This window comes from Chlorobiota bacterium, from assembly GCA_016710285.1.
Lineage (GTDB): Bacteria > Bacteroidota > Ignavibacteria > OLB7 > OLB7 > OLB7.
The window spans coordinates 3,768,258-3,790,715 of record JADJXR010000001.1; the positions used below are offsets into that span (position 1 = coordinate 3,768,258).

General features: G+C 57.8%; 13 protein-coding genes and 1 pseudogene. 10 read left to right on the forward strand and 4 right to left on the reverse strand.

What is annotated here, in order from left to right:
• The first annotated feature begins 107 nt into the window (after positions 1 to 107).
• The 8 genes from IPM61_14005 (at position 108) to IPM61_14040 (ending at position 8,828) form a co-directional block, all read left to right on the forward strand.
• Complete coding sequence (locus tag IPM61_14005) at positions 108 to 2,102, forward strand: T9SS type A sorting domain-containing protein (GenBank protein MBK8912429.1); 1,995 nt, start codon at positions 108 to 110, stop codon at positions 2,100 to 2,102.
• 222 nt (positions 2,103 to 2,324) lie between these two features.
• Positions 2,325 to 3,014: a heme exporter protein CcmB gene (locus IPM61_14010; GenBank protein MBK8912430.1), complete on the forward strand. Its 690-nt coding sequence runs from the start codon at positions 2,325 to 2,327 to the stop codon at positions 3,012 to 3,014.
• A gap of 18 nt (positions 3,015 to 3,032) precedes the next feature.
• Positions 3,033 to 4,136 carry a cytochrome c biogenesis protein CcsA gene (gene ccsA, locus IPM61_14015; protein ID MBK8912431.1) on the forward strand — a complete coding sequence of 368 codons (1,104 nt, stop codon included), beginning with the start codon at positions 3,033 to 3,035 and terminating at the stop codon, positions 4,134 to 4,136.
• A gap of 170 nt (positions 4,137 to 4,306) precedes the next feature.
• Positions 4,307 to 4,690 carry a cytochrome c maturation protein CcmE gene (locus tag IPM61_14020; protein ID MBK8912432.1) on the forward strand — a complete coding sequence of 128 codons (384 nt, stop codon included), beginning with the start codon at positions 4,307 to 4,309 and terminating at the stop codon, positions 4,688 to 4,690.
• A gap of 79 nt (positions 4,691 to 4,769) precedes the next feature.
• A complete protein-coding gene (locus tag IPM61_14025; protein MBK8912433.1) occupies positions 4,770 to 5,126 on the forward strand; it encodes a hypothetical protein in 357 nt (118 codons plus the stop codon).
• A gap of 25 nt (positions 5,127 to 5,151) precedes the next feature.
• The gene (ccsA, locus tag IPM61_14030; GenBank protein MBK8912434.1) at positions 5,152 to 7,587 is read left to right on the forward strand and encodes a cytochrome c biogenesis protein CcsA; all 2,436 of its coding nucleotides are present in this window, start codon (positions 5,152 to 5,154) and stop codon (positions 7,585 to 7,587) included.
• A 2-nt stretch (positions 7,588 to 7,589) separates the two neighbouring features.
• Complete coding sequence (locus IPM61_14035) at positions 7,590 to 8,129, forward strand: transcriptional repressor (GenBank protein MBK8912435.1); 540 nt, start codon at positions 7,590 to 7,592, stop codon at positions 8,127 to 8,129.
• Positions 8,130 to 8,198: 69 nt separating this feature from the next.
• The gene (locus IPM61_14040; GenBank protein ID MBK8912436.1) at positions 8,199 to 8,828 is read left to right on the forward strand and encodes a hypothetical protein; all 630 of its coding nucleotides are present in this window, start codon (positions 8,199 to 8,201) and stop codon (positions 8,826 to 8,828) included.
• A 63-nt stretch (positions 8,829 to 8,891) separates the two neighbouring features.
• On the opposite strand, the pseudogene IPM61_14045 reads toward IPM61_14040, so the two are convergent.
• Positions 8,892 to 11,185: pseudogene (locus IPM61_14045) on the reverse strand (DNA translocase FtsK).
• 686 nt (positions 11,186 to 11,871) lie between these two features.
• Positions 11,872 to 12,639, reverse strand: a complete 768-nt coding sequence (locus IPM61_14050) for a 2-phosphosulfolactate phosphatase (protein ID MBK8912437.1) — start codon at positions 12,637 to 12,639, stop codon at positions 11,872 to 11,874.
• A gap of 292 nt (positions 12,640 to 12,931) precedes the next feature.
• Here IPM61_14050 and IPM61_14055 point away from each other — a divergent pair, with 292 nt between their 5' ends.
• Together IPM61_14055 and IPM61_14060 are read left to right on the forward strand one after the other, a co-directional pair.
• Positions 12,932 to 14,011 carry an aminotransferase class I/II-fold pyridoxal phosphate-dependent enzyme gene (locus IPM61_14055; GenBank protein MBK8912438.1) on the forward strand — a complete coding sequence of 360 codons (1,080 nt, stop codon included), beginning with the start codon at positions 12,932 to 12,934 and terminating at the stop codon, positions 14,009 to 14,011.
• 438 nt (positions 14,012 to 14,449) lie between these two features.
• Positions 14,450 to 15,454, forward strand: a complete 1,005-nt coding sequence (locus IPM61_14060; protein MBK8912439.1) for a hypothetical protein — start codon at positions 14,450 to 14,452, stop codon at positions 15,452 to 15,454.
• A gap of 306 nt (positions 15,455 to 15,760) precedes the next feature.
• Here IPM61_14060 and IPM61_14065 read toward each other — a convergent pair whose 3' ends face one another.
• A complete protein-coding gene (locus IPM61_14065) occupies positions 15,761 to 17,851 on the reverse strand; it encodes an OmpA family protein (protein ID MBK8912440.1) in 2,091 nt (696 codons plus the stop codon).
• A complete protein-coding gene (locus tag IPM61_14070) occupies positions 17,830 to 22,377 on the reverse strand; it encodes a choice-of-anchor D domain-containing protein (GenBank protein MBK8912441.1) in 4,548 nt (1,515 codons plus the stop codon). The genes IPM61_14065 and IPM61_14070 overlap by 22 nt, the downstream gene beginning before the upstream one ends.
• Positions 22,378 to 22,458 lie beyond the last annotated feature (81 nt).

Here is a 22,458-nt window from a genome sequence, read left to right on the forward strand (position 1 = left end):
TTTTAATGGCGATGTAACACATTCTGGATACGCGGAGTCTTAACCTCTGTGCTGCTAGGATACCTCCATTTCAACAGGCCTTCCATAACTGACAACTGCCTGAAGCCATGATCAAAGCCCTACGCTACTACCTTGCCGCAGCCCTGCTTGTTGTTGCGGGTGTCTTGGTGGCAATCAACACCAAATCCTCTCCGAAACCTGCTGCCCGCACCTACACTGGTGCCCAATCCTGCTTAACCTCCAATTGCCATGCTGGCCAGTATGGCGATGGAGAAAGCTACAAGGGCGCGGCGGCGTTCAGGGAGACGATGCACACAAAAATCCACCTTCGGCCCAATCCCGAAACGGTGATTATTGACCGCTGGTTCCGCGAAAAACGGGTGCTGAAAATCCAAGACAAGCAAATCCCAACTCCTGGGCAGGATACGTTGCTTATTGAGCTAAGCAAGGGGGACCGCGAGGATGAGTACTACATCCAACTCCGCTTTTCTGGTGGTGGCGATTCTTTGCCAAAGATGAAAGTTGCCTACACCTATGGCGGCGAAGGGTGGCTGCAACGGTTCTTGGTTGAGATCAACGGCTCCTACTATGTGCCTCCATTCCAATATGTGCTTCCGGAATACCGCAACCAGTCCGATACTGGCTACTGGGTTGGGTTGGATATGCAGAAATGGTACGTCTCAAGCGATCCCAGCACTGGCAAAGCACGATTCCTTCGTTGGGAAAAGAATGAGTTCTTGAAGCTTTCGTGGGATCATGAGTGCGCTGCCTGCCACGTGAACGGATTCGGCCTAACGGTTGATGCCAAACCAGGAACAACCGATACCGCAAACTATGCCTCGTGGGTAGGCATTGCCGAAGGTGACTCCGCTTTGATTGATCAAAACGTTGTTGTTGGTTGCGAAAGCTGCCACGGCCCGGGGTCGGAGCACGTCGCAAGCCCAAGCAAGAACAACATCTTCACCTTCTCGGTGCTGCCAAAAACAAAGGAAGGAACCGATCGCAAATTGGACCTCTGCAACTACTGCCACACCCGTGGTCCCAGCAAGCCGGGGCGCGTCCACCGCTATCCGTTCGATGAAGCCAATAATGAGCCGTTTGTCCCCGGCGGCGATCGCCCGCTCAGTGATTTCTTGTTCCCACGTCCCACCGTTTGGGACGACGGCAAAACCTCCTACGCCCACCATCAGCATGGCGACGATTATTCGCATTCAAAACAGTACGCAAGCCACTTGTTTGTTGATGGCTGCTCCGATTGCCATTTGTCCCATTACAACAAGCCTGGGCTTCCGTTCCAGTTGAAGGAGGATTACTACTCCTTGGAGGATGGTGTTGGCTGCATGAAGTGCCACGGCATTCCAAAAGCACAAGGTGGGAAGAGTGAGTTCCCAGCCGATAACCTGGGGCGTGATACGGTATTGGAAGGGAAGACGGTGAACGCACATACCTTCCACTCGCAAGGGGTAAGCCAGTGTGTGAACTGCCACTTTACGGCCACGGCAACCATCTCCTTCGATGGCAAATACAACTTCACCGATCATAGCTTCAGGGTGCTTTCACCGGAGCAGACAATCTGGTATTACCGCCGCGGAGCCACGATCGGCCAGATCAATTCCTGCGCAGCTAGCTGCCACCGCAACGGGCGTGGCGAACGGAACCGCAAGCCAGGCGATCCGCTGGCGCCAGATTTCGGCATCGTTGACCTGAACCCGGTCTTCTATAAAGAAAAATCGGACAGCCTGTTGGCCGATACCTTGTTTAAGCGTTGGAAGCAGTGGGGATGGTCGGTGCAACATCCTGGCTCGGGTGTTGAAGGCACAAACATTGCTGTTACCGGTGTGTCGCCAAATCCAATGGCTTCCGGCAGCACGCTGAGCATCCAGTACAACGTGCAATCCCGCTCAAGCGTGCGTGTGCAGATTCTGGATATGCTGGGCAGAAACATTCGCTACGTTTCCAACGGCATGGCCGAACCCGGAAACTACACGGCAGTGTGGGATGCCAACGATAACTACGGCAAACGCGTTTCCAGCGGAGCCTACATGGTTCGGATCACAACGCCTGCGGGAACCATTAGCGAAAAAGTCATTGTGCTGCCGTAAGGCAACCGCACAGACACGCTAAAGCATACAACCGATGGAGGCACGGATTCTGGGGGGATAACCCTCGTGACTTCGTGCCTCCACTGTATCGGGACCACTGGTTGGCCAGCCTGAAACCACAGTTTGAAAAATGCTGCGACAGCAATCCGCAACTTGAATTCCGTAGCTTGCCCCCGTTGCCAAACCAGCAAATCAAGGCTAACCAAACTGCGAACGAGCACCGTGCCATTAACGCTCCCCAAAGCATTCCAACAAATGGCTGCTGTTGCGGCAAAGGACCTCCGGAGCGAGCTTCGCACCCGCTTCGCCTTGAACTCGTTGGCAATGGTGGTGGTGGTGACGGTTGGGGTTCTGGTCTATGCCGTGCGCGAGGAGGTTCGCGTCCCCGTTGGAGTTGCTTCCGGGATGCTCTGGGTCAGCATGTTTTTCACCTCCGTGACCGGGCTTGGCCGCACGTTTGTTAGCGAGGAAGAACGGGGCACCGTGCTTCTTCTGCGGCTTACAACGTCGGCAATTCCGGTCTATTTCGGGAAGCTGCTGGTGAATCTGCTGCTGGCAATCGGTACCAATCTGATGGTAGGCCTTCTCTACCTGTTCCTTTCAACAAATGTGAGCTTGGGGTCGCCGTTTGCGCTGTTGGTGGTGCTGCTTCTGTGCAGCATTGGGTTTGCCGCTTCGCTGACGATCGTTTCGGCAATCATTGCACGCTCTTCCTCCAAAAGCGCGCTTTTCCCGGTGCTCTGCTTCCCAATCCTTCTGCCGTTGATGGTGCTGGGGATTGACCTTCTTGGCCGCGCGTTCGCCGGCGCAGCGTTGGGGGTGATGGCTGCGCCGTTGTTGCTGCTGTTCCTGTACGCGGTGCTGGTGGTCGTCGCCAGCTACATCCTGTTCGACTTCCTCTGGAAAGAATAACTCACGCGAAAATAATCCATGAAAGCGCTTCTCATCTTTGGCGGGTTCGCCCTGGCGATGTTCCTCGGGTTTTATCCTGGCGGCGTTGCAAAACCGCGCCCCGCTTGGTGGCGGGCCATTGCGATGGTTGCCATTGTGGTGCTGGTGATCGTTGGCTTCGGGGTCCCAACCGGCGGGCGGTTCGGCTCGGCAAAAATGATCACCATGACCAAAGATGTTCCCCCGCTGCTTCCGGTGATGGGGGAGGTGATGCAAGCCCCAACTAACGGAATCGCCGTGCTGCGCGATGCCGATGGCGACTTGGATACGTTCCGGCTGGCCGGCCCGGCAATGAATCCTTCTGATATCCGGCTGGGGGACCAGGTGATCCTTGATGCGCGGTTTGTTCGGTCGGAGAAGTTGTTCGAGGCCGAGCGGATTGCCTCCGTGAACCCAATCGTCACCGCGCCGCTGATCCCCGGGCTTGAAGAACGCGCCCGCAACCTCTATTTCCACGTCCCCTCGGCATGGGTGGCGCAGATTGCGTGGTTTGTGGCGTTCGGCTTCGCAATCGCCTACCTGCGGAAACGGAAGATTGAGCACGACGTCATCGCAAGCTCTGCCGCCGCGTTGGGCGGGGTGTTTTGCCTTCTGGCAACCATCACCGGGTCGGTCTGGGCGCGTTTTAACTGGGGCACATTCTGGACCTGGGACGATCCCCGGCTGATCTCCATCACCATCGTCCTGATTGTCTTCGGGGCGTACTTCGCGCTTCGGTCCGCCATCGAACACCAAGATCAGCGGGCAAGGATTTCCGCAGTTTATATGAGTATTCTGGTGCTCCCCGTCACCTTCTTCATGTTCGTCTATCCTCGCATTGCTGGCGGGTTGCACCCTGGCTCAAAAGGGGATGTGAACTCCGGCCCGGTGCTCTCGGGGGAAGCCGATGCCATGAACATTGTGATGCAGGTCATCTACGGCTTAGCCATCTTTTCGTTTATTCTCCTCTACTTCTGGATGCTGAACGTTGCTGTCCGCACGCGGCTGCTGGAGCTTCGCCGCCAGCGGCGCGCGGTGGCGGTGAATAACCGAGAGAAACAATCACCATCGGCAATGGGACCGGCGGTGGTACGTCTGGACTAAGGCCGATTGAACAGCTTACACCATACTTCATCGGGAGCCATGCAATTCCTATCCGAACACTCTATCTACGTCGTCCTGGTGATCGCGCTGCTGATCCTAAGCGGGCTGCTGATCTACCTAAACCGGATTGATTCCCGTCTGCGAAAACTTGAACAGGAGGAACCACAACCATGAAACCAAAGTATATCATTGGGGCAGTGATCGCCCTTGCCGTGCTTGTCACCGCGTTTATCGTTGTTGAAAGCCGTGGCGTGGAGTACATGAACTTCCCACGCGCAAGCGAGTCGGGAAGCAAAGTGCAAGTTGCCGGCGTGTGGGTCAAAGAAAAAGGGCAGGAGTATGATGCCAACACCAACCTGTTCACCTTCACCATGAAGGACCGGGACGGAAACATCATGCCGGTGAAGTTTGAAGGCGCGAAACCGAACAACTTCGAGATTGCCACCGAAGTCGTCTGCACCGGAAGGGTGGAGAACGGCCAGTTCGTTGCCACGAACATCCTAACCAAATGCCCAAGCAAGTACGAAGCAACCTCCAAGGACCTGCAGCTGTAGCCGCTTGTGCCAATTGCCGGCCTGTGCCGCAAATTCTTGCCATTCCCTTCCTCTTCTCCCGAACCGATAACCGATCTTCATGCAACGCAGAATCTTCTTTATCGCCTTTTTCCTGTTGATAGCAACCGGCGTTGTTATCTACGGAGTGATGAAGGTAACCGTGCCGGAAATGACCTTTGCCGAAGCGGTGAAGATCAACGATGAATCCAAGAAAGTGGTGCTGGTGGGGAAGGGAATGAACCGCCCCGTAACCGACGATGGCGCGGTGGTCTTTTACCTGACCGATAAAACCGGAACCGCCGTCAAGATTAGCTACGATGGCGAACCGTTCGACCGCGAACGCCTGGACTACGCTTTGCGAAGCCAAGAGGAGGTCCGCGTTGCCGGCCACGCCCATTCGGACCACTTCCACGGCAAAGAGATTTTCTTTAAGTGAACACCCCTTTTAGCGTAACCCACCAATGAACGATACCGCAGTTTTTAACGGAACCATCGGCACTCTCTCGATCTGCTTTGCGCTTGCCTCCGCTGCAATCTCGACGGTGGCGTACGGGCTGATGTGGAAAAACGGAGAGGAACGATTTGGGAAGATTGGCCGCGCAGGCTTCCATGCCTCTGTGCTCAGCTTCATGTTTGCATCGGCCACGCTGATGTTCCTGATCTTCACCCACCAGTTCCACTACACCTACGTTTGGGAGCATTCCTCAACCTTCCTTTCCCGTCCGCTCCTGATGGCCTCCTTTTATGCTGGCCAGGAAGGGAGCTTCATGCTCTGGACCCTGCTGACCTGCATCGTTGCGGTGTTCGTGATGGGGTACGCGCAGCGGGTGAACTACGAAGCCCCGGTGATGACCATCTACACCCTGGTGCTGGTCTGTTTGCTGATGATTCTGGTGGTGCAATCGCCGTTCGAGACGTTGCAGGCATCGTTCCCGGGTGAGGTTCCCGCCGGCTACATTCCGCCCAACGGAAAAGGGATGAACCCGCAGCTGGAAAACCTGTGGATCACCATCCATCCGCCGATTCTCTTCATGGGGTTTGCGGCAATGTCCGTTCCGTTTGTGTTTGCCGTTGCCGGGCTGTTCCGCAAGGATTTCCAGCGGTGGATCACCGTCTCGCTCCCCTGGACCCTGTTTGCCTCGATGGTGCTTGGCTTCGGGATTATGCTTGGCGGCTGGTGGGCCTACGAAACATTGGGCTGGGGCGGTTTCTGGGCGTGGGACCCGGTGGAGAATTCATCGCTGATTCCGTGGCTGGTGTGCGTGGCGTTGGTCCATACCATGCTGGTGCAAAAACGCACCGGAACAATGAACGGACCAAATGGCCAGCCAGCAATTGGCGGGCTGGCTCGCACAAATTTTGTGCTGGCAATTTTTGCCTACGCGCTTATCCTGTACTCCACCTTCCTTACCCGCTCCGGAGTGCTTGGCGACACCTCGGTTCACAGCTTTGTGGCCCCGGGAATGTTCGTTTATACCGTGCTGTTGGGGATCATTTTCCTGTTTCTTGGAATCGGTGTGGTTGCGCTGGCAGTGCGTTGGCGGGACCTGACCAGCGTTGCTAGCGAGATGAGGTTGATGTCGCGCGAGAACGGTTTGGCGTTGGGTTCTGCGGTGTTGGTTGCCTGCTCCATCGTCACCCTAATCGGCACAAGCTGGCCGATTATTCGCCCGATATTCGGCTTGGCAAAAAAGCCGTTCGAAACCGGCGACTTCAATATGCTGATGCTTCCGTTTGGGTTCGTCATCGTCTTCTTGAACGCGATCTCAATGGGGCTGAAATGGAAGAATACTTCCAAAGAAGCCTTCATCAAGGCCTTGTCGCTCTCAACAATTATTGCCTCGGCCGGTACGTTCGGATTAATTCTGTTGGGGGTTCACGACCCGGTGTATATCGCCCTCGGTTTTGGTGCAACGCTGGCGTTGGTCATCAACCTTGAAATGGGGTGGAAAATCCTTCGGGGAAATAAAAGTTTTATCGGAGCCTATGTTTCCCACGCAGGTGTTTCGTTAATGATGCTGGGAATTGTTTTTACCGCACGCTACTCCGTTACGCAGCACGTCCGATTGCCGGAAGGGGAGACAAAGGAGGCGTTCGGCTACAAGATGACCTACAAGGGCCAGGAGCAGATTGAGTTGGATAAAACCGACCGTGAGAAATACGCCCACAAAATAGAGATGGTGAAAGAAGGAAGCACCTACGAAGTAAAACCAATTATTTTCTGGAGCGATTTCAACAAACGCCAATCGGCATTTCTTGAGCCGGGGATTTTATACTATCCAACAAAGGATATTTATGTCTCCCCAAAGGCAATCGAAAACGATGGCGGAAACCCAACAGTAGCGTTGCATAAAGGGGAGAAAATCCCGGTTCCGTTCGACTCCAGCGTCACGGTTCGCTTTGAGAAATTTGAGATGAGCCAAGCCGCAACGGAAGGGACGCAGTCGGCAATTGTTGAGATCACCACAAAGGATAGCAGCTTTTTCCTGACCGCTACCCGGTATTTAGAAGGCGGGCGTTACTTGCCGGCACTGATCCCAACCACCGATATTTCCATTGGCTTTGGCGACTTAAAAGCCGACCAGGAAAATCTTTCAAATTCAGAAGCGGTGTTCGTCTTTAGCTCGCCATCGCATCCGCCGCCACCAACAAAGCGGGTGATAACGGTTGATGTTTCTGTGAAGCCATTTATCTCCTTTGTTTGGGCAGGGGTAATTATCATGGTTGGCGGATTTTTCTTCTCGATTTTACGCCGCTGGAAGGAAGTGTTCAGGGAGATGAGGCCTGCTGCAACTGCGGTGGCAATTGCAGCACCGCAGCCGCCGCAGGCAGTTCTTAGCAGCAGCGGCACCGATAGCAATGCGCGTCCGAAAGAAATCAATGTGGGAGAATTATAGAGATGCCGAAAACAAAACAACAGCCGCCGATTCCCGAGGCAGTGCAATCGAAGGAATTGCACGAAGAGGACCGCATCCTTTCCGATGAGCAAAAAGAACAGGCCGTCGCAACCTTCACGAAATTCCTGGCCCAGGAGCATTATCGCTCAACAGAGGAGCGGTTTAAGGTGCTGGAGATGGTGCTGAACCGCGTTGGCCACGGGCATTTTAATGCCGATGAATTATACGCCAACATGGTGATGAATAAAATTCGCATCAGCCGGGCAACGGTCTATTCAACGCTGGAGTTGTTGGAGAAGGCTGGAATTATCATCAAACATAATTTCAGGACTGATAGAAGCTACTATGAAATTGGGTTCGATGAGCCGCACCACGACCACTTGATCTGCGTGAAGTGTGGGCATATTTCGGAATTTGTGAACCCGCAGCTTCTTAGCATCCGCAAGCAGGTGGCCGACATGGCAGGGCTGAAGGTTGTTGACCACTCCTTCCAAGTTTTTGCCGAATGCCCCGAACCTGGAAAATGCCCGCATAACCAATAAACAATAATTCCCGGGGCGTTGATGCCGCTCCTTCCAACATCAGCACGTATCCCAATTACCGCGCGACCTATGTTCAGCAAACACGTTTGGTACGACCGCAAGCACCAGGCAGAAGTATTTATTTCGGATGATGGCCAGATCAGCGGCGCGATTATTGCCTACAAAGGGGCGGTGTTCGTGGTGAACCCGCGCCCGGAAATTCTAACCGCGCTCTATCAAGAAGGGAAAATTAAACGGATACTTTCGCTGCACGGGGTGGTGCTGACCGACACCGCAATGGAATACACTCGCGGCGTTTGCTCGCTGGTAAGTTATTCCCGCGCGTTGCGGCGCAAGGCTCCGCTAACCATTATTAGCCGCGACGACACCGCAGTTTCTCCAGAGTTCATCACCTCCTGCTGCGCCCAGCTTGTTCCCGATGGCAGCTTTGAGGTAAAGGTGGTTCCATTGCCGCAGCAGGAATCGTTTGTGTTTGGCAATGGGCTGGTTCGCTACCAGCCGGACGACTCTGGCAACAACCCATGCCTTGTGGTGGAAACCCGCGAACGCCGCATCCATTTCTACGATGAAACGCACGTTGGCCCGTTCAATCCCCAAGAACTGCCGCTGGTTCAGCAGCCCCATGTTGTTATTCGCGCCGCCAACATCATGAAGTCATTCCAGCCCGTTGAACAGCGCGTGCTGCAGATTGCGCGATGACAGAGTTCAGGCGGAAAGAAGGGGAGGGGGGGAACCCCACCTGATGAAAACTCGGCACGAAGCCTACAAATACGCTTCCAACTCCGACTCACTTTCCAGCAGCACGGCGCGGGCCTTCGAGCCATCGAACGGCCCAACGATTCCCGCCATTTCAAGCTCATCCACAAGCCGTGCAGCGCGGCTGTAGCCCACTTTTAGCCGCCGCTGAATAAGCGACACGGACCCCTGCTGGTGGCGCACAATCAGGCGTGCCGCTTCCTCGAATAGCTCATCCCGCTCGTTGTCGCTTCCGCCCCCGCCCTTGCTTTTCTTCTCCACCACCGACGGCAGCAAATATGGCTTCGAGTACCCTTTCTGGTTTCCGATATGGTCGCACAGGGCCTCCACTTCTTCGGTGGAGATAAATGCGTTCTGCAGGCGAACCGGCTTCGGCATTCCGCCGGGGAGGTAGAGCATATCGCCGTTCCCCAGCAGTTGCTCGGCCCCGTTCATATCAAGGATGGTGCGGCTGTCAATTTTGGTGGCCACTTGGTAGGCGATGCGCGCCGGGAAATTCGCCTTGATTGTTCCGGTAATCACGTTCACCGACGGGCGTTGCGTTGCCACAATCATGTGGATGCCGATTGCGCGGGCAAGCTGCGCAAGCCGTGCAATCGGTTCCTCAACCTCGCCGGCGGCGGTAATCATAAGGTCGGCAAGCTCATCCACAATCACCACGATGTAGGGAGCTTTGCGTGATTGAAACTGGTGTCGTTCTTGTAATGCCCTTCCTCAACTTTCCGGTTGTAATCCAGGATGTTCCGCTGCCGCCCTTTGGCCAGGATGTCGTACCGCCGGTCCATCTCCATCTCCAACGCCTTCAGCAAGATCACCGCGTTTTGCGGGTTGGTGACGATGTCCTCATCAATGTCGGGCGAGGTGGCAAGGAAGTGATCTTTCAAAGCGCGATACTGGGTAAGCTCGATTTTCTTCGGGTCAATGATCGCGAACTTCAGATCGGCGGGGTGCATCTTGTACAGAAGCGATGCAAGGATTGCGTTGATGCCAACCGATTTGCCGGAACCGGTCGCGCCAGCAATCAGCAAGTGGGGCATTTTCGCAAGGTCGTCGCAGAAGACTTCGCCAATGGTGGTTTTCCCCAACGCCAGCGGCAGCCGGAAATCGGCTTCGCGGAATTTAGCGGTGTTCAGCACGGCGCGAATCCGCACCATTGCTGGTTTGTGGTTGGGGATTTCCACGCCAACGGTCCCCTTCCCAGGAATCGGCGCAATAATCCGAATCCCCCGCGCCTTCAATGCCAGCGCGATGTCGTCGGCCAGCGACTCAATCTGGGCAATCTTGATCCCCGCCGCCGGGACGAACTCATACAAGGTGACCACCGGACCCGGCGTCACCGTCAGGTTTTCAATCTGGATGTTGAACGTCCCCAACTTCTCCTGAAGAATGCGGGCGTTCTCCTTTAGCTCCTCATCGTTCACGTCGGCCTGGTCCAGCTGTGGGGTAAGCAACTCAACCGGAGGTGGCTGGTAGTCAATCTGTTCGTCGGAAAGGTCCCCCAGCAACTCACCATCGTCGTCGGCCTCCTGGTCGTCGGGGATTTCAAGCTCCTGCACGTTGACCAACAACCGGGGCGATTGCGCCGCAGTTTCCCGGGAAGATGCTGGCAGTGGGGAAGGGGAGGGAGGGGCTGCGGGCGCAGATGTTGGGATATGAGCAACCTCAATCTCCGCCATGCTTGGCGGGATCGTTGCTGGATATCCGGTTGGTTCCTCAGGGCCTTTCACCACGTGGGTTCGCTCAAGCTGAACGCCGGGGTCCATCGCGCTTCCGCTGGCAGCCCGATTCGTTGCTGCGGTTTGCGCTCCGTTTGCTTTTTCGGGTGTGGAATTTTTGGGTTCGTGTTGGATTGGATCACTCTGGATTGAGCCATTTCTTTCACCCTTTGCGGCGGCGGAAGAAGCCGAGGGTAGTGGCGCAGCCGGGCGCGCAATTCGTGGTTCGGGGAAGGGGATGGTGGAGGTTCGCAGCCCCCGCGCCGGAGCCTCGACCGATTCCGAAGGATCGGGCGTGACGGACATCCGCCGCACCATCCGCGCTGGCTCGCCATCAATGCGGTCGGCATTGGCGGGCTGGTGGTTCGTGCCGCTGGCCTTTTGCGATGCCGCTGGCGTTTGTTCGGCTGCCGAAGATTCCTCGCGTGATAATTCCCCCAGCTTCGCGCTGACCGATTGCCGTGCTTCGGCGGCCTTTGCCCGCAAGGCGTTGCTGTAGGTTCTTGCCGCCGCAACCCCTTTGCGAACGTCCAGATTGAACGAAATAATCAGCGTGACGGAAAGGGCCGCAAGCAAGAAGAGCATTGCGCCAGCGGTTCCAATCAGCCCCGAAAGGATCGTCCCCAAAAACGCGCCGATTGCGCCGCTCCACTCGTGCGCGGGGTTCGGCATCCAGGCAATCAGTTGCATGGTTCCAAAAATCCCGGAAGCGATGGTTGCAAGCAGCACGATTGTTCCCGTCAGGCGGGCGGCGCGGTTGTAGCCTTGCGCCCGATAGACCATCAGCCCCCAAAAGCCCATCAACAGCGGAAGCACCAGCGTCCCGTAGCCAATGGTCCCGTTGATCAGCGCGTTGGAAAGATAGGCCCCGATTAACCCCAGCCAGTTTTGCGTGGTGTCGGCCCTGGCGGCGATGTTCGGGTCGTTGGTGAATAACCCGGTAAGCTCGCGCGGGCTGATGTCGGTGTTGGCTTGGTCCAGCGGTGTGTAGCTAATCAAGGCCAACATCAGCAGCGTCCCCCCAAGCAGCAGCAGAATGGCGGTGATTTGCCGCATCCGCTCATCGGGGTCAACCGAAGGTTTGGGCGCGGGGGGGGCGGCAGCCTTGCTGCGTGGCTTGCGGCGTTGGGTTGCTGCCGGCGATGCCGCCGCATCGTTTTGGCCAGCGTCGCTGCGCGGTTCGGCCCCGTTGCGGACGCGGGTCAGCGTGATTTCTGGGAACGTGTTCTCTGTCATACGGCTTCTTGATCGTTACGTCGGGAAAGGCAACATCAAAAACGGAGTTGGGATTGCGGGGCGGCATCGGCAGCAATGCGAAGCTGCGACCCATCGAAAAGGGGAACCGGCGCGCCATCCAAGTTTAGCTGGGCACAAAACCGGATGTCATCCTGGCATCCAATGGCCAACAAGTGGGTTCCGTGATCGCCTTGCTGCAATGCTTCGGCCAGGTTGTGTTCGGCCTGTTTGAACAGCTGCAATGCGGCGTTCGCGCTGTCCAGCGGCTTGGGGTTCAACCCCTCAATCGCCAGCAACTCGTTCACGATTGCCCCTGCGCCGAGAGCGTCATCCATCGAGAAATTTCCGTGGCTTCCGGCGCACAGCATCACCACCCGTTGGCCCGCTCCGGTGGCGGCAATCCGTTGGGCAACGGCGCGTGCGTTCAGCAATGCGCCGCAAAGCACGGTGTGCGCGCCGTGGGTTTGCTGGAATGCGCGGGTTCCGTTGGTTGTGGTCATCACCACGGTCCGCCCCGCAACGGTTGCGGCATTGCAGGAAGCGGGAGAATTGCCAAGTTGAAAGCCGGGGATTGGAAGCGAGTTCCGTTCGCCGGCAAGCACAGTTCGGTCGGTTCCAAGCCGGTGGGCGATTGCCACGGCGTTTTCCACGGAGTCGGTGGGGATCACTTCGCGCGCGCCGGCCATCAGTGCCGCGATGATGGTGCTGCTGGCACGCAGCACGTCAATAACCACCGCCGTGGCATCGCGCAATGTGGGGCCGGATGCAAACGCCGAAGGTGTGAATCGGACGTCAAGGATCATGGAGTTGAAGCAGTTCAGGGCCTTACAGGATTTCCAACAAAGGCAATATGCTGCCCCATAATGGCCAGAACAACAAGAATAATCTTGAAGTTGTCAGGCAAAACAGCTCAAGTAATGATTCACTTGAACTGAAATTTGCGAACGGTGAAGCGGGAAACCGTGCTGACCGAAAGTGCCGATGGAAGAGGGTGAGAAAAGAAATTTTTGCGAAAACAACGCAAGCCCAGCTCCCAAGCCATGAAGATAGGCCGGTAGCAAAGGGATGCGTTCCCAACACACAACCATTCCACGAATGACCCAACCACCAGCCCAACAGCCAACCCAACGGCCAATAGACCTCCGCAGCGATACCGTCACCAAGCCAACGCCGGGGATGATCGAGGCGATGATGTCGGCCCAGCTTGGCGATGATGTCTATTCCGAGGACCCAACGGTGAACCAGTTGGAAGAGTACGTTGCCGACCTGCTGGGGCACGAAGCCGCGCTGTTTGTCCCAACCGGGGTGATGGGCAACCAGCTTTGCTTGAAGGTCCTGACCAACCCCGGCAACGAGGTCCTGCTTGGCGAGCGAAGCCACATTTTCAACTACGAGACCGGCGCGCCCGCGCTTCTTTCCGGGGTTCAGGTTCACATCCTTCCCGATGATGATGGATGGATGGAGCTTCCCGCCATTGAAGCCGCAATCAGGGAAGATGCCTACTATCTTCCCCAAACAACCGTGATTGCCGTTGAGCAAACCCACAACCGCGCCGGCGGAAGCGTGATCCCGATGGAGCATCTGCGGCAGATTGTGGAGCTGGGGCGGGGCAAAGGGATTGGCCTTCATCTGGATGGAGCGCGGCTTTGGAATGCCTGCGTGGCCACCGGAATTTCCCCGCGCCAGTACGCCTCCCAGTTCGACACCGTCTCGGTCTGCTTATCGAAGGGATTGGGCGCGCCGATTGGCTCGGTGATGGCTTCAACAGCCAAGCGTGTGACGCTGGCGCGGAAGTTCCGCAAAGCCTGGGGCGGTGGGTGGCGGCAAGCCGGAATCCTTGCGGCGTGCGGGCTGTTCGGGCTGCGCCACCAGATGGACCGCCTGCGCGAGGATCACCAGAAAGCCGCGTGCTTTGCAGAGATTCTTTCCCGCAGCCCCATGATTGAAATCCCACGCTTCCCGGAAACGAATATCGTGGTGTTCAAAACGGTTGGCTTCGATTTGCTTCGGCTTGCCGACGTGATGAAAGGGGAGGGGGTGTGGCTTTCGACCGCGTTCAAGGGGCTGCTCCGTGCGGTCTTCCATCTTGATGTCACCCTGGAGCAATCGGCGCACGCTGCCCAAGCAATCGTTGCCGCGCTGGAACGGGAGAACAAGGTAGCGGCAGGTCTTTAGCCTGCCCAGTCTTTCAGGAGAAATGAGGCACCGAAGGCTAAAGACCTTTTACCAATCCCGACGGAGGTCGGGACGGCTACCAGTGGGGTAGTGGTCGGATGTCAGGGTAGCGGCAGGTCTTTAGCCTGCCCAGTCTTTCAGGAGAAATGAGGCACCGAAGGCTAAAGCACCGAAGGCTAAAGACCTTCGGCTACCTTTTACCAATCCCGACGGAGGTCGGGACGGCTACCAGTGGGGTAGCGGTCGGATGTCAGGGTAGCGGCAGGTCTTTAGCCTGCCTCGGGGAACATGAGACGCCGAAGGCTAAAGACCTTCGGCTACCTTTTACCAATCCCGACGGAGGTCGGGACGGCTACCTTTTATCAATCCCGATTCAATCGGGATATTTTTCAAACAACGACTTCAGAACACACACACAACCCACAGACTTCAATCACCATGACCACAATCCTTTGTTTTTACCACGCACCGTGCAACGATGGGTCGGGCGCGGCGGCGGCGTTGCATCATCGCCTTGCGGAGCATGGGATGTTGGAAGGAACCGACATCCGCTTCTGCCCGATGACCTACAACACCGAGTGGAACGAGCCATTCCACGCCAACTATCTTCACCATGAAATCGTGCCGAAGCACCCTGTCAAGGAGATCTATCTGTTGGATGTCAGCTTCTCCAAAGTGAAATATGACCAGCTGATCCAGCACCTTCGGGCAACCGAGAAGCTGGCCACTGAAAAACCACGCACCGTTTGCATTGACCACCACGAATCGGCACGCCAGCAGCGCGAGGAGTTGCTTCAATTCTGCGACGAAGCGGTGATTGAAATGGGACCCGGGCTAAGCGGCGCAACGCTGGTGTGGAACTACTTCAACAACGCCTGGGGGGTGGCCACCGAAACGCCCGCACTGCTGCGGTACATTGCCGACCAAGATATTTGGGAATGGGCGTTGCCCAACTCCGCCGAAATCAATGCCGCGCTGAACACGATGGACGGCTACGTTGACTCCATGCAGCACCTTCTGAACGAGTTCCTTGCCAACCCCGATGGAGTGCTGGCGCGGTTGTTATCGGAAGGGAGGGGGATTGTGAAAATGGTGGATGCACAGGTCGCCAAAGTGATGCACCACACCGTGGACCTCCATGTGGATGGCGTGACGATTCGCGTGGTGAACTCCAGCGCGTTCAGCTCCGAGCTTGGCAACTTCCTTTGCAACCACAGCCACGATAAGCCCAACGCTATCGGGTTGATTTACTCAATCCAGGAGGACTGGGCGGTGCGCTGCTCCATTCGCTCGATTGAAGGGGGGAAGCTGAACGCCCGCCAACTTGCCGAACGATTCGGCGGCGGCGGCCACAACCACGCCAGCGGCTGCCGGTTCCGCAACTACCAAGAATTCCAAGCCGCGCTGAACCGTGGGTTTCGGGGAGCCGAAGAGGCAGAGTGAGGCGAACAAGAGGTTGCAGTGAAAGCCCTCCACCGCCCAGCGGGGGAGGGTTGGGTGGGGGTGATGCCGAAAATGGTGAAGCCTACCAGCCCGCCACCGCAGCAAGCCCCCTCCCCGCCTCCCCCAATTCTGGGGGAGGGGTCGGCAACAAATGCTTGGGATTGAGTGAGAAAACGATCAATAGCCAGAACCATTTCCCCCCAGCATTGGGGGGACGCGTAGCCGCTTGCGGCGAAGCAGGGGGGCGCGGCGGGTAGCCGTGCCGATTGAATCGGGGCGGTTATCATCACTCATGCCGATTTCTTGTTACTCCGCAATTCTTGCGCGGACGCTGCGGGCGTACATCCGTTCTTCGGGATAGCGAAGCACCGCTGCGCTGGCAGCTTCCCCCAACCCTTCGGTTCTTGTTTTGGGAAGATTGAGAACGTCCGCCACTGCGGCTGCGCGGCTGCGCGAAAGTTGCAAGTTCCCCGATGCCTCCCCTAAATCATCGGTGCTTCCTATCAGCGTTGCGGTTGCGGTGGAGTCACCAACCAAACGGCGAAGCTGGCGGATTGCCTCGGCATCCTTCGCGGCAAGCCGTGCGCTCCCAAACGGAAACAACGCCAACGCCTCCAGCACCACCTTCTGGCGTAGCTGCGTTCGCAGGTAGAGCGGGCCGGAGCTTGGGGCAACCCCTGCGCCCCGGTCGCGGGTGATTGCGGCCAACTCCACACGCTCGATGGTTTCAGCAGCCGTCTCCGCTTGGCCGCTCGGTGGCTCCACAACGCCTTCCACCGCAATGGTTTCCCCGCTGCTGCTGCGCGTTGCCAGCCGCTTGGCCGCCCCCGATTCGCGCCGAAGCTCGACGGCAAGAAGCGAATCGCTTCCCGGGAAAACCGTTCCAGCAATTATCGCCGTTGCTGCGGGCATTGTTGTGTCGCGGAAGACGATGGGGGCAAGAATCGCCGGATCGCCCGAGCTAATTTCCGCACGGATATTCTCGGCAGCCCCTTCCGCCGAAGTCGAGAGTGTGGGCGCGTCCGGCATCACCTTTCCGGAAATCGCGATGCGCCCGCGTTCGATTCCCCACGCCGCCGAAAGGTACTCCGCCACCGCAGCCGCGCGCGCAGTGGCCACCCCGATTGCTTCCGCTGCGGGCGCGTCCGGCGCGGTTCCGGCAATCCTGATGTTGGCTTGGGGTGTGGCGCGAAGCCGTGCGCCAATCGTGTCCAACACTTCCCGGTGAAGCCGGATTGCTGCCGCAATTTCACCCCCAATTTCCCCCGGCTGCCGGCCCGCTTGGTTCCGCAGCCGATACCGCTCCGGAATCGCCACCGAACCGGAATCAAAAAAGATGAAAGGGAGAAGGGGAAGAATCTGCTGGCGGACAATTCGCAGCTGCTGAACCGTTGCGGTGTCGCCCCCGGGTTCTTTCCACGTGGCGGAGAACCGCAGCGGGATGCTGGGTGGTGGCGGTGCGGGGGCAATCGGTTGCTCGGGAATGGGCTGCCCGAAGGGAAGCTCGGCAACGGCTGGGACCGCTGGCTTGTTCCAATCATCGTTCCAAAACTGATACTCCGCTCCAATCCGCAGGCTGATGCTGGTCCAGCTGAAGGGGGTCCATGAGATTGGAGAAGTGAGATAGCGGCGAACGGCAACCGACGGGAGTAGCCGCAACGATGTGCCAGCGATGATCGGCAGGGAAATCTCGGCATCGGCAGCAATGGCTATCCGGTTCCCATCCCCGCTTCCCGCGCCGATGCTGCGTGATTGCCCCCCTTCCAGAAACTCCGCATTTGCCGGGGTGACGACCTCCTCCCGCGCCGAATATTCCTGGCCAATCGCCACCGCAACCCCGGGGCCAACGCCAACCCGCAGCGGAAATGGAAACGGCTGAACATCGGCAAGCGCGGTGAGCCAGATGGTGGAAAGATCAATCGTGTTGACAAACCTGGTGATGGCGGTGCTGGTTCCGTTGGGGGTGAGTATCTGGGCCGGGTCGGTGCAGTTGAACGACTGCTGGAAACTCCCTTTCCGGAAGCCAAGCACCCCCCGCAGTCCGAACTTTGCTCCAAAATCTTTGGCATATCCAACCCCAACTTCGATGGATGTTCCTTCCCCGCGCTGGTAGGCTCCGCACGCCGTTGCATCCACCACAGCCCCGCCAGAAGCGATGGCATAATTCGATGAAAAAAAATCCCACACGTATCCCACAAAGCCGGAGAGGCGGGAAGTTTTTAGGGAGTCAGGAGGGAGCGGGGCGGGGGCGTGAGGTTCCTGCTGCGCGGTTGCTGTTGGGGCAAGAAGCACCCATGCGGCAATCCAGATTCCAGTCCAGATTCCAATCCATTCCAGAACCCGCGCCGGAAGCGGGCGCGTGCGGAAGTTGTTCATCACCGTGCCAGAATCATCCACCGTGAAAGGGTTTGCAAACCAACGCGAAGGGTGTAGCGATAGACGCCAGGGGGAAGGTCGCCCGCCTCAATCGTGATCTGCTGCCGCCCGGCAACCTGCGTGCCCTGCATCGGCTGAAGCAGGGTGTTCCCCAGCAGGTCGGTCACGGTCAACTCCGCCTGGCCGTTGAATGGGACCTCGAACTCAATCACCGTGGTTGAGCTGAAGGGGTTGGGGACGTTTTGCTTCAAGTCAATCAGCCCCGCCGCCCGAAGCAGCCGCCCGTGGGCATCGCAGTAATTCTCCAGGAAGAACGCTCCGTTTGTGGTGGCCACCACCGCCCGTTCGTCGGCAGGAATTCCCCAAATGGAAATTGGCGTTGCCACCGTGTCGCCCCGAAGCACTTCCCAAACAATCGTGGCAACCGTGTCGCCAATTAGGCCGCCGGAAGGCTTGATGGAAAGCCCGCGAAGGATCACCCCGCCGCTGTTTGTGTCAATCTGGACCGTCGGCCAATTCCCGTTCTGGTGCTGGAATCTCACGCTGCGTGGCTGAAGCAACCGGTGGTTTCCCGCTTGGATTCCAACGTCGGCGCGGATCTGGCGGCTGCTTCGGTTGGTGGCGATTACCGGGGTTTGGACTTCGCCGCCCCAACGCCCTATCACGTGGCCAATGCCAATCGTGACGGTGTCAAGCCGGTCGCTTCCTCCATCGCCCCAAAGGTAGATGCGAAGCGTGTCGGGGCAAGGCTTGGAAAGAATCAGCCGCAGCGTTCCGGTGAACACCCCAACGGAGTCGGGCAAGAAACGCACCGGAAGGGGGAAGCTCCCGTTCGGGGCAACCACCTGCGGCGATGCAAACGCAACGGAAAACGCCGGCCCGTTTTCGATGAAGGCCTCGGCAATCAACACCGAATCGGAGGAGGGATTTGCCAGCGTCAGATTCCCCTCTGCCGACGTTCCAACAACGGCTTGGTGGCGCATGGAGTCGGGGTAATCCACCGCCACCAAACGGAGGGTTGCCGTCATCGGGATGCGGCGTTCGCCAGCGCACAGCGCGGAGCGGATCACCAGCGATTCGGTGATGGCGTTTGGCGGCAGGGTGGCATCAATCGTCACGGCCTGTTCCTCCCCTGGCCGCAACACCACCTGGTTGCTTGGGGCAACCAAAAAGTTCGCGGAAGTGGAGGTGATGGAGAATGTGTCGGCCACGCTTCCTTCGTTGCGAAGCCGCAGCTGCTGGCTGATGTTGGTGTTGCACGGGGCAACGCCAACAAAGCGGACCTCCGTTGCCACATTCCCCGATTGGTCGCGCAGGCTGCTTCCCACCATTTCCCGCTGGGCTGTTAGTTGGGCACTCAGTTGGGTTTCCAATGCTGGCTCGGTCAGCAGCAGCAAGCGGTCGGTAATTGCCCCTTGCGGCCCTGGCTTCATTCCAACAATCACCGTGGCCGCGCCCCCGGGAGGAAGGTCCAGCGGGAAGGGGGAGTTGAGCATCTGGAAGGACGAGGATGGATCGGCAAAGGTGGCTTGAGTGATCCGAACAACGGTGGTTCCGTGGTTCCGCACCGTGATGGAATCAACGGCGGCTGCGATGTTGCAGGGAAGAACCGACCCGAACGATAGCTGGTTGGTGCTAAGGACCAATTCCTGCAACGTCACCTCCACGGAAACTTTGCCAACCACCCTTTGCTGGCAAGGGGAAGTGGTGATTGCAACGATGCTTGCCGCCACCTGGCCCGCGGTGGAATCGCCAACAAACTGGATGGTGATGGCCCGCTTTTCGCCAGCCCGCAACCGCAATGGCAGCAGTATTCCCTGAATCTGAAATTTTGCGCCGGATAGATAGATGCTGTCAATCGTGACCTCGGTGCTTCCGTTGTTCACCAGCTCGATAACGCCGGACGCTGGCACCCCAACCGGCGTTGCCCCCAGGTTGATGCTTTGCTGAAGCCACGCCACCGAAGTCTCCACCACATCAAGGTGAAGGGTGATGGAGTCGGCAAGGCCACATTCTGCGTACTGGATGGTGAAGTTTTCGTTGAAGCTCCCGGCTTGCGTGCTGGCCAACCCAATCCGCACGGTATCGGTGGTTCCCGGGGGAATTGCACGGCTGGAAATTTGCACCGCGAACGGGAGTTGGTTTCCGGGTTGCTGGATCACCTCCACGATATTCACCGGCACGTTCCCGCGATTCCTGACGGCGATTGCACGCCAGACCGTATCTGCCGATCGGCAGACTTCGGATTGCGCTGTTGGCACCAAGCTGGCCGCCGTTTGCGGGGTGCTGAACGTTGCCGAACAAGGGATTTTCAGCAAGCCGTTCGCCAGCGTGCTGTCGTTGCTTTGGATGGTGAGCGTGTCGCGCTGCTGGGTGCTGGTTGGGGTGATTTGGTACCGAACAACAACGGAATCACGAGCGGAAACCGTCACGGGCCAAGCCGTTGGGTTTACCAGAACGAACGAGGAGAGGGGCGAACTGAAACGCGCCGAGCGGAGAAGCAAATCGCTGTTCCCGGCGTTCCTCACCACAATCGAATCCGTTGCCACGGCTCCGCAGGTGGCAAGCTGAAGCGTCCGCTCCGGCGGGGCAACAATGTAGGGATTGGTTGCTTTGAATTTCACTACAATGAAGGTGTCCTTTCCGCATGGCTGCGTCCGGACCCAGAACCGGCGTTCGTGGGGGAGCGTATCGGTGGCGCGGGCTTCGAAGCAGAGCATCATGTACTCGCTTCGTTGCAGCTGAAGATTTACCACGGTGTTTTTCAACGTGATGGCTGAGCTTCCGTTCAGCGGCTTCACCGACTCGATAATTTGCGGGCCATCGCCAAGGTTCGCAACGCGGATGCAAATGGCCGAGGGGGTCCGGAGTGGGGCCGGCGGAATCGTCACCACGGTATCGGGATCAATCTCATAAACGATCTTCCTGCGGTAGCCAGAAATCGTCACCTGGTGGGGCGATGCGCCTGCGTCGGGGTCGTTGTTCCGCAGTTGCAGCGTTGCGCCGCATTGGCCGGTTCCGTTCATATCGGTTTGCACAACCAAGCCAACAACCGCGCCGATGGGGACCGAGAATGGAGGAAGGGGGCGAACGATGCTGAAGGTCCCAGAGCGCATATCGCTGAACCACGCGCTATCCACCCGAAGCGGATACGACCCCATGTTGCGAATCGGGATGGTGTCGTAGCGGCGGTAGTTGCAGACCATCGTGTCGGCTTTGTGGGTGGCTGGCGCGGCGATTCTTGGGCGCACGCCGCGGCCTTTCACCACAACGGAAATTGGTGGGCCGCCATCAAGCAGCGTCAGCTCGACGTTGGCAATTTTCACCCCTTCACTTTTTGGTTGGAAGGAGCTAAGCACCCCGGCCGATCCGCACGACGGGACTGCAATCGGAACCACCGTGGATTGCAGGTTGAAGTGCGCGGAATCGGCTCCGGTTGTTCGCCACGTTTGGATTGAGCCAGCGGTCCCGATGGACTTCACCGCAACAAGGGAATCGCCCCGTTTGGTTCCCACCAAAACATCTCCAAAATTAATGGTGTCGCGAATGGGGAGGTAGTAATGGGGGATGAACTGGTAGATGCCATCGCCAACGGCCCAGCCGTGGGTGGCATCGGTGAAATGGATGTCGTCAATGCGGTCGGCGGTGGCCATTCCGCAGGAGGTGTTCGTCCACGTTGCGCCGCCGTCGGTGGTTTTGAACGCGTTGCCATTATCGCCGCAGGCCCAGCCGTCGGTTCCGCTGTACATGGTGATGCCCCACATCACCACCGAAGGGAAATTTGCCGAAGCCCAAGCCGACCCGCCATTGGTGGACTTTAAGATTTTGCCGCCACCAAGCGCGCCGCAACTTGTCCCATTTGCCGAAGCAGTAAAGACGTTCCCCGCCGCCGTGACCAAATCTTCCTGCCAGCCTCCGGACCCCGTTGGAAGGTAGCTCCATGATGCGCCGCCATCGGTTGATTTCCAATGCTTCCCGCTTCCGCCGGCGGCGTGATATGCGCCGTTGGTGTAGCCCATTCCGCCAACGGCAACGTCGGGGCTGCTGTGGGTGTACGTCACCGATGACCACGTTGCGCCGCCGTTGGTGGTTGCGCAGAAGGTCACGGTGGAATCGGCACAACCGCCAAAGCCAAGCACGCCGTTGTTGGCATCAATAAACCAGCAGCTGGTGCTTCCGGCAATGGTTGGGGATGTTGGGGAGATATTGGACCACGTTGCACCGCCATCGGTGGTTTTCCAAATGCCATCATCCCCGGAGATGAACCCGGTGGAGGAGCTAACGAAGCAGATGTCGCGGTTGGGCGAGCTTTTGGCGTTGGGGAGGGAAGCGGTTTGCCACGTTGTTCCGCCGTTGGCTGTGCGGAGGATCGTGCCGTTGAAAGAGGTTATCCACCCGTGCTGGTTATCGAAGAAGAAGACCTCGTTGTAAAAGCCGGAGGAGTAGCTGGTGAGTTTCCGCCATTGTGATAGAGCGGTGTTCGGGAAGGACACCGTGGCAAGAACCAGAAGGCAGGGAAGAATGGCACGCTGAAACGACGGAGACATAGGAAGCTCCCCAAAAACGTGAGTAGCGTGAGTGAATTGGCTGGCTTGAAAAGAAAGCCTCCAACAACGGGCTGCATGATA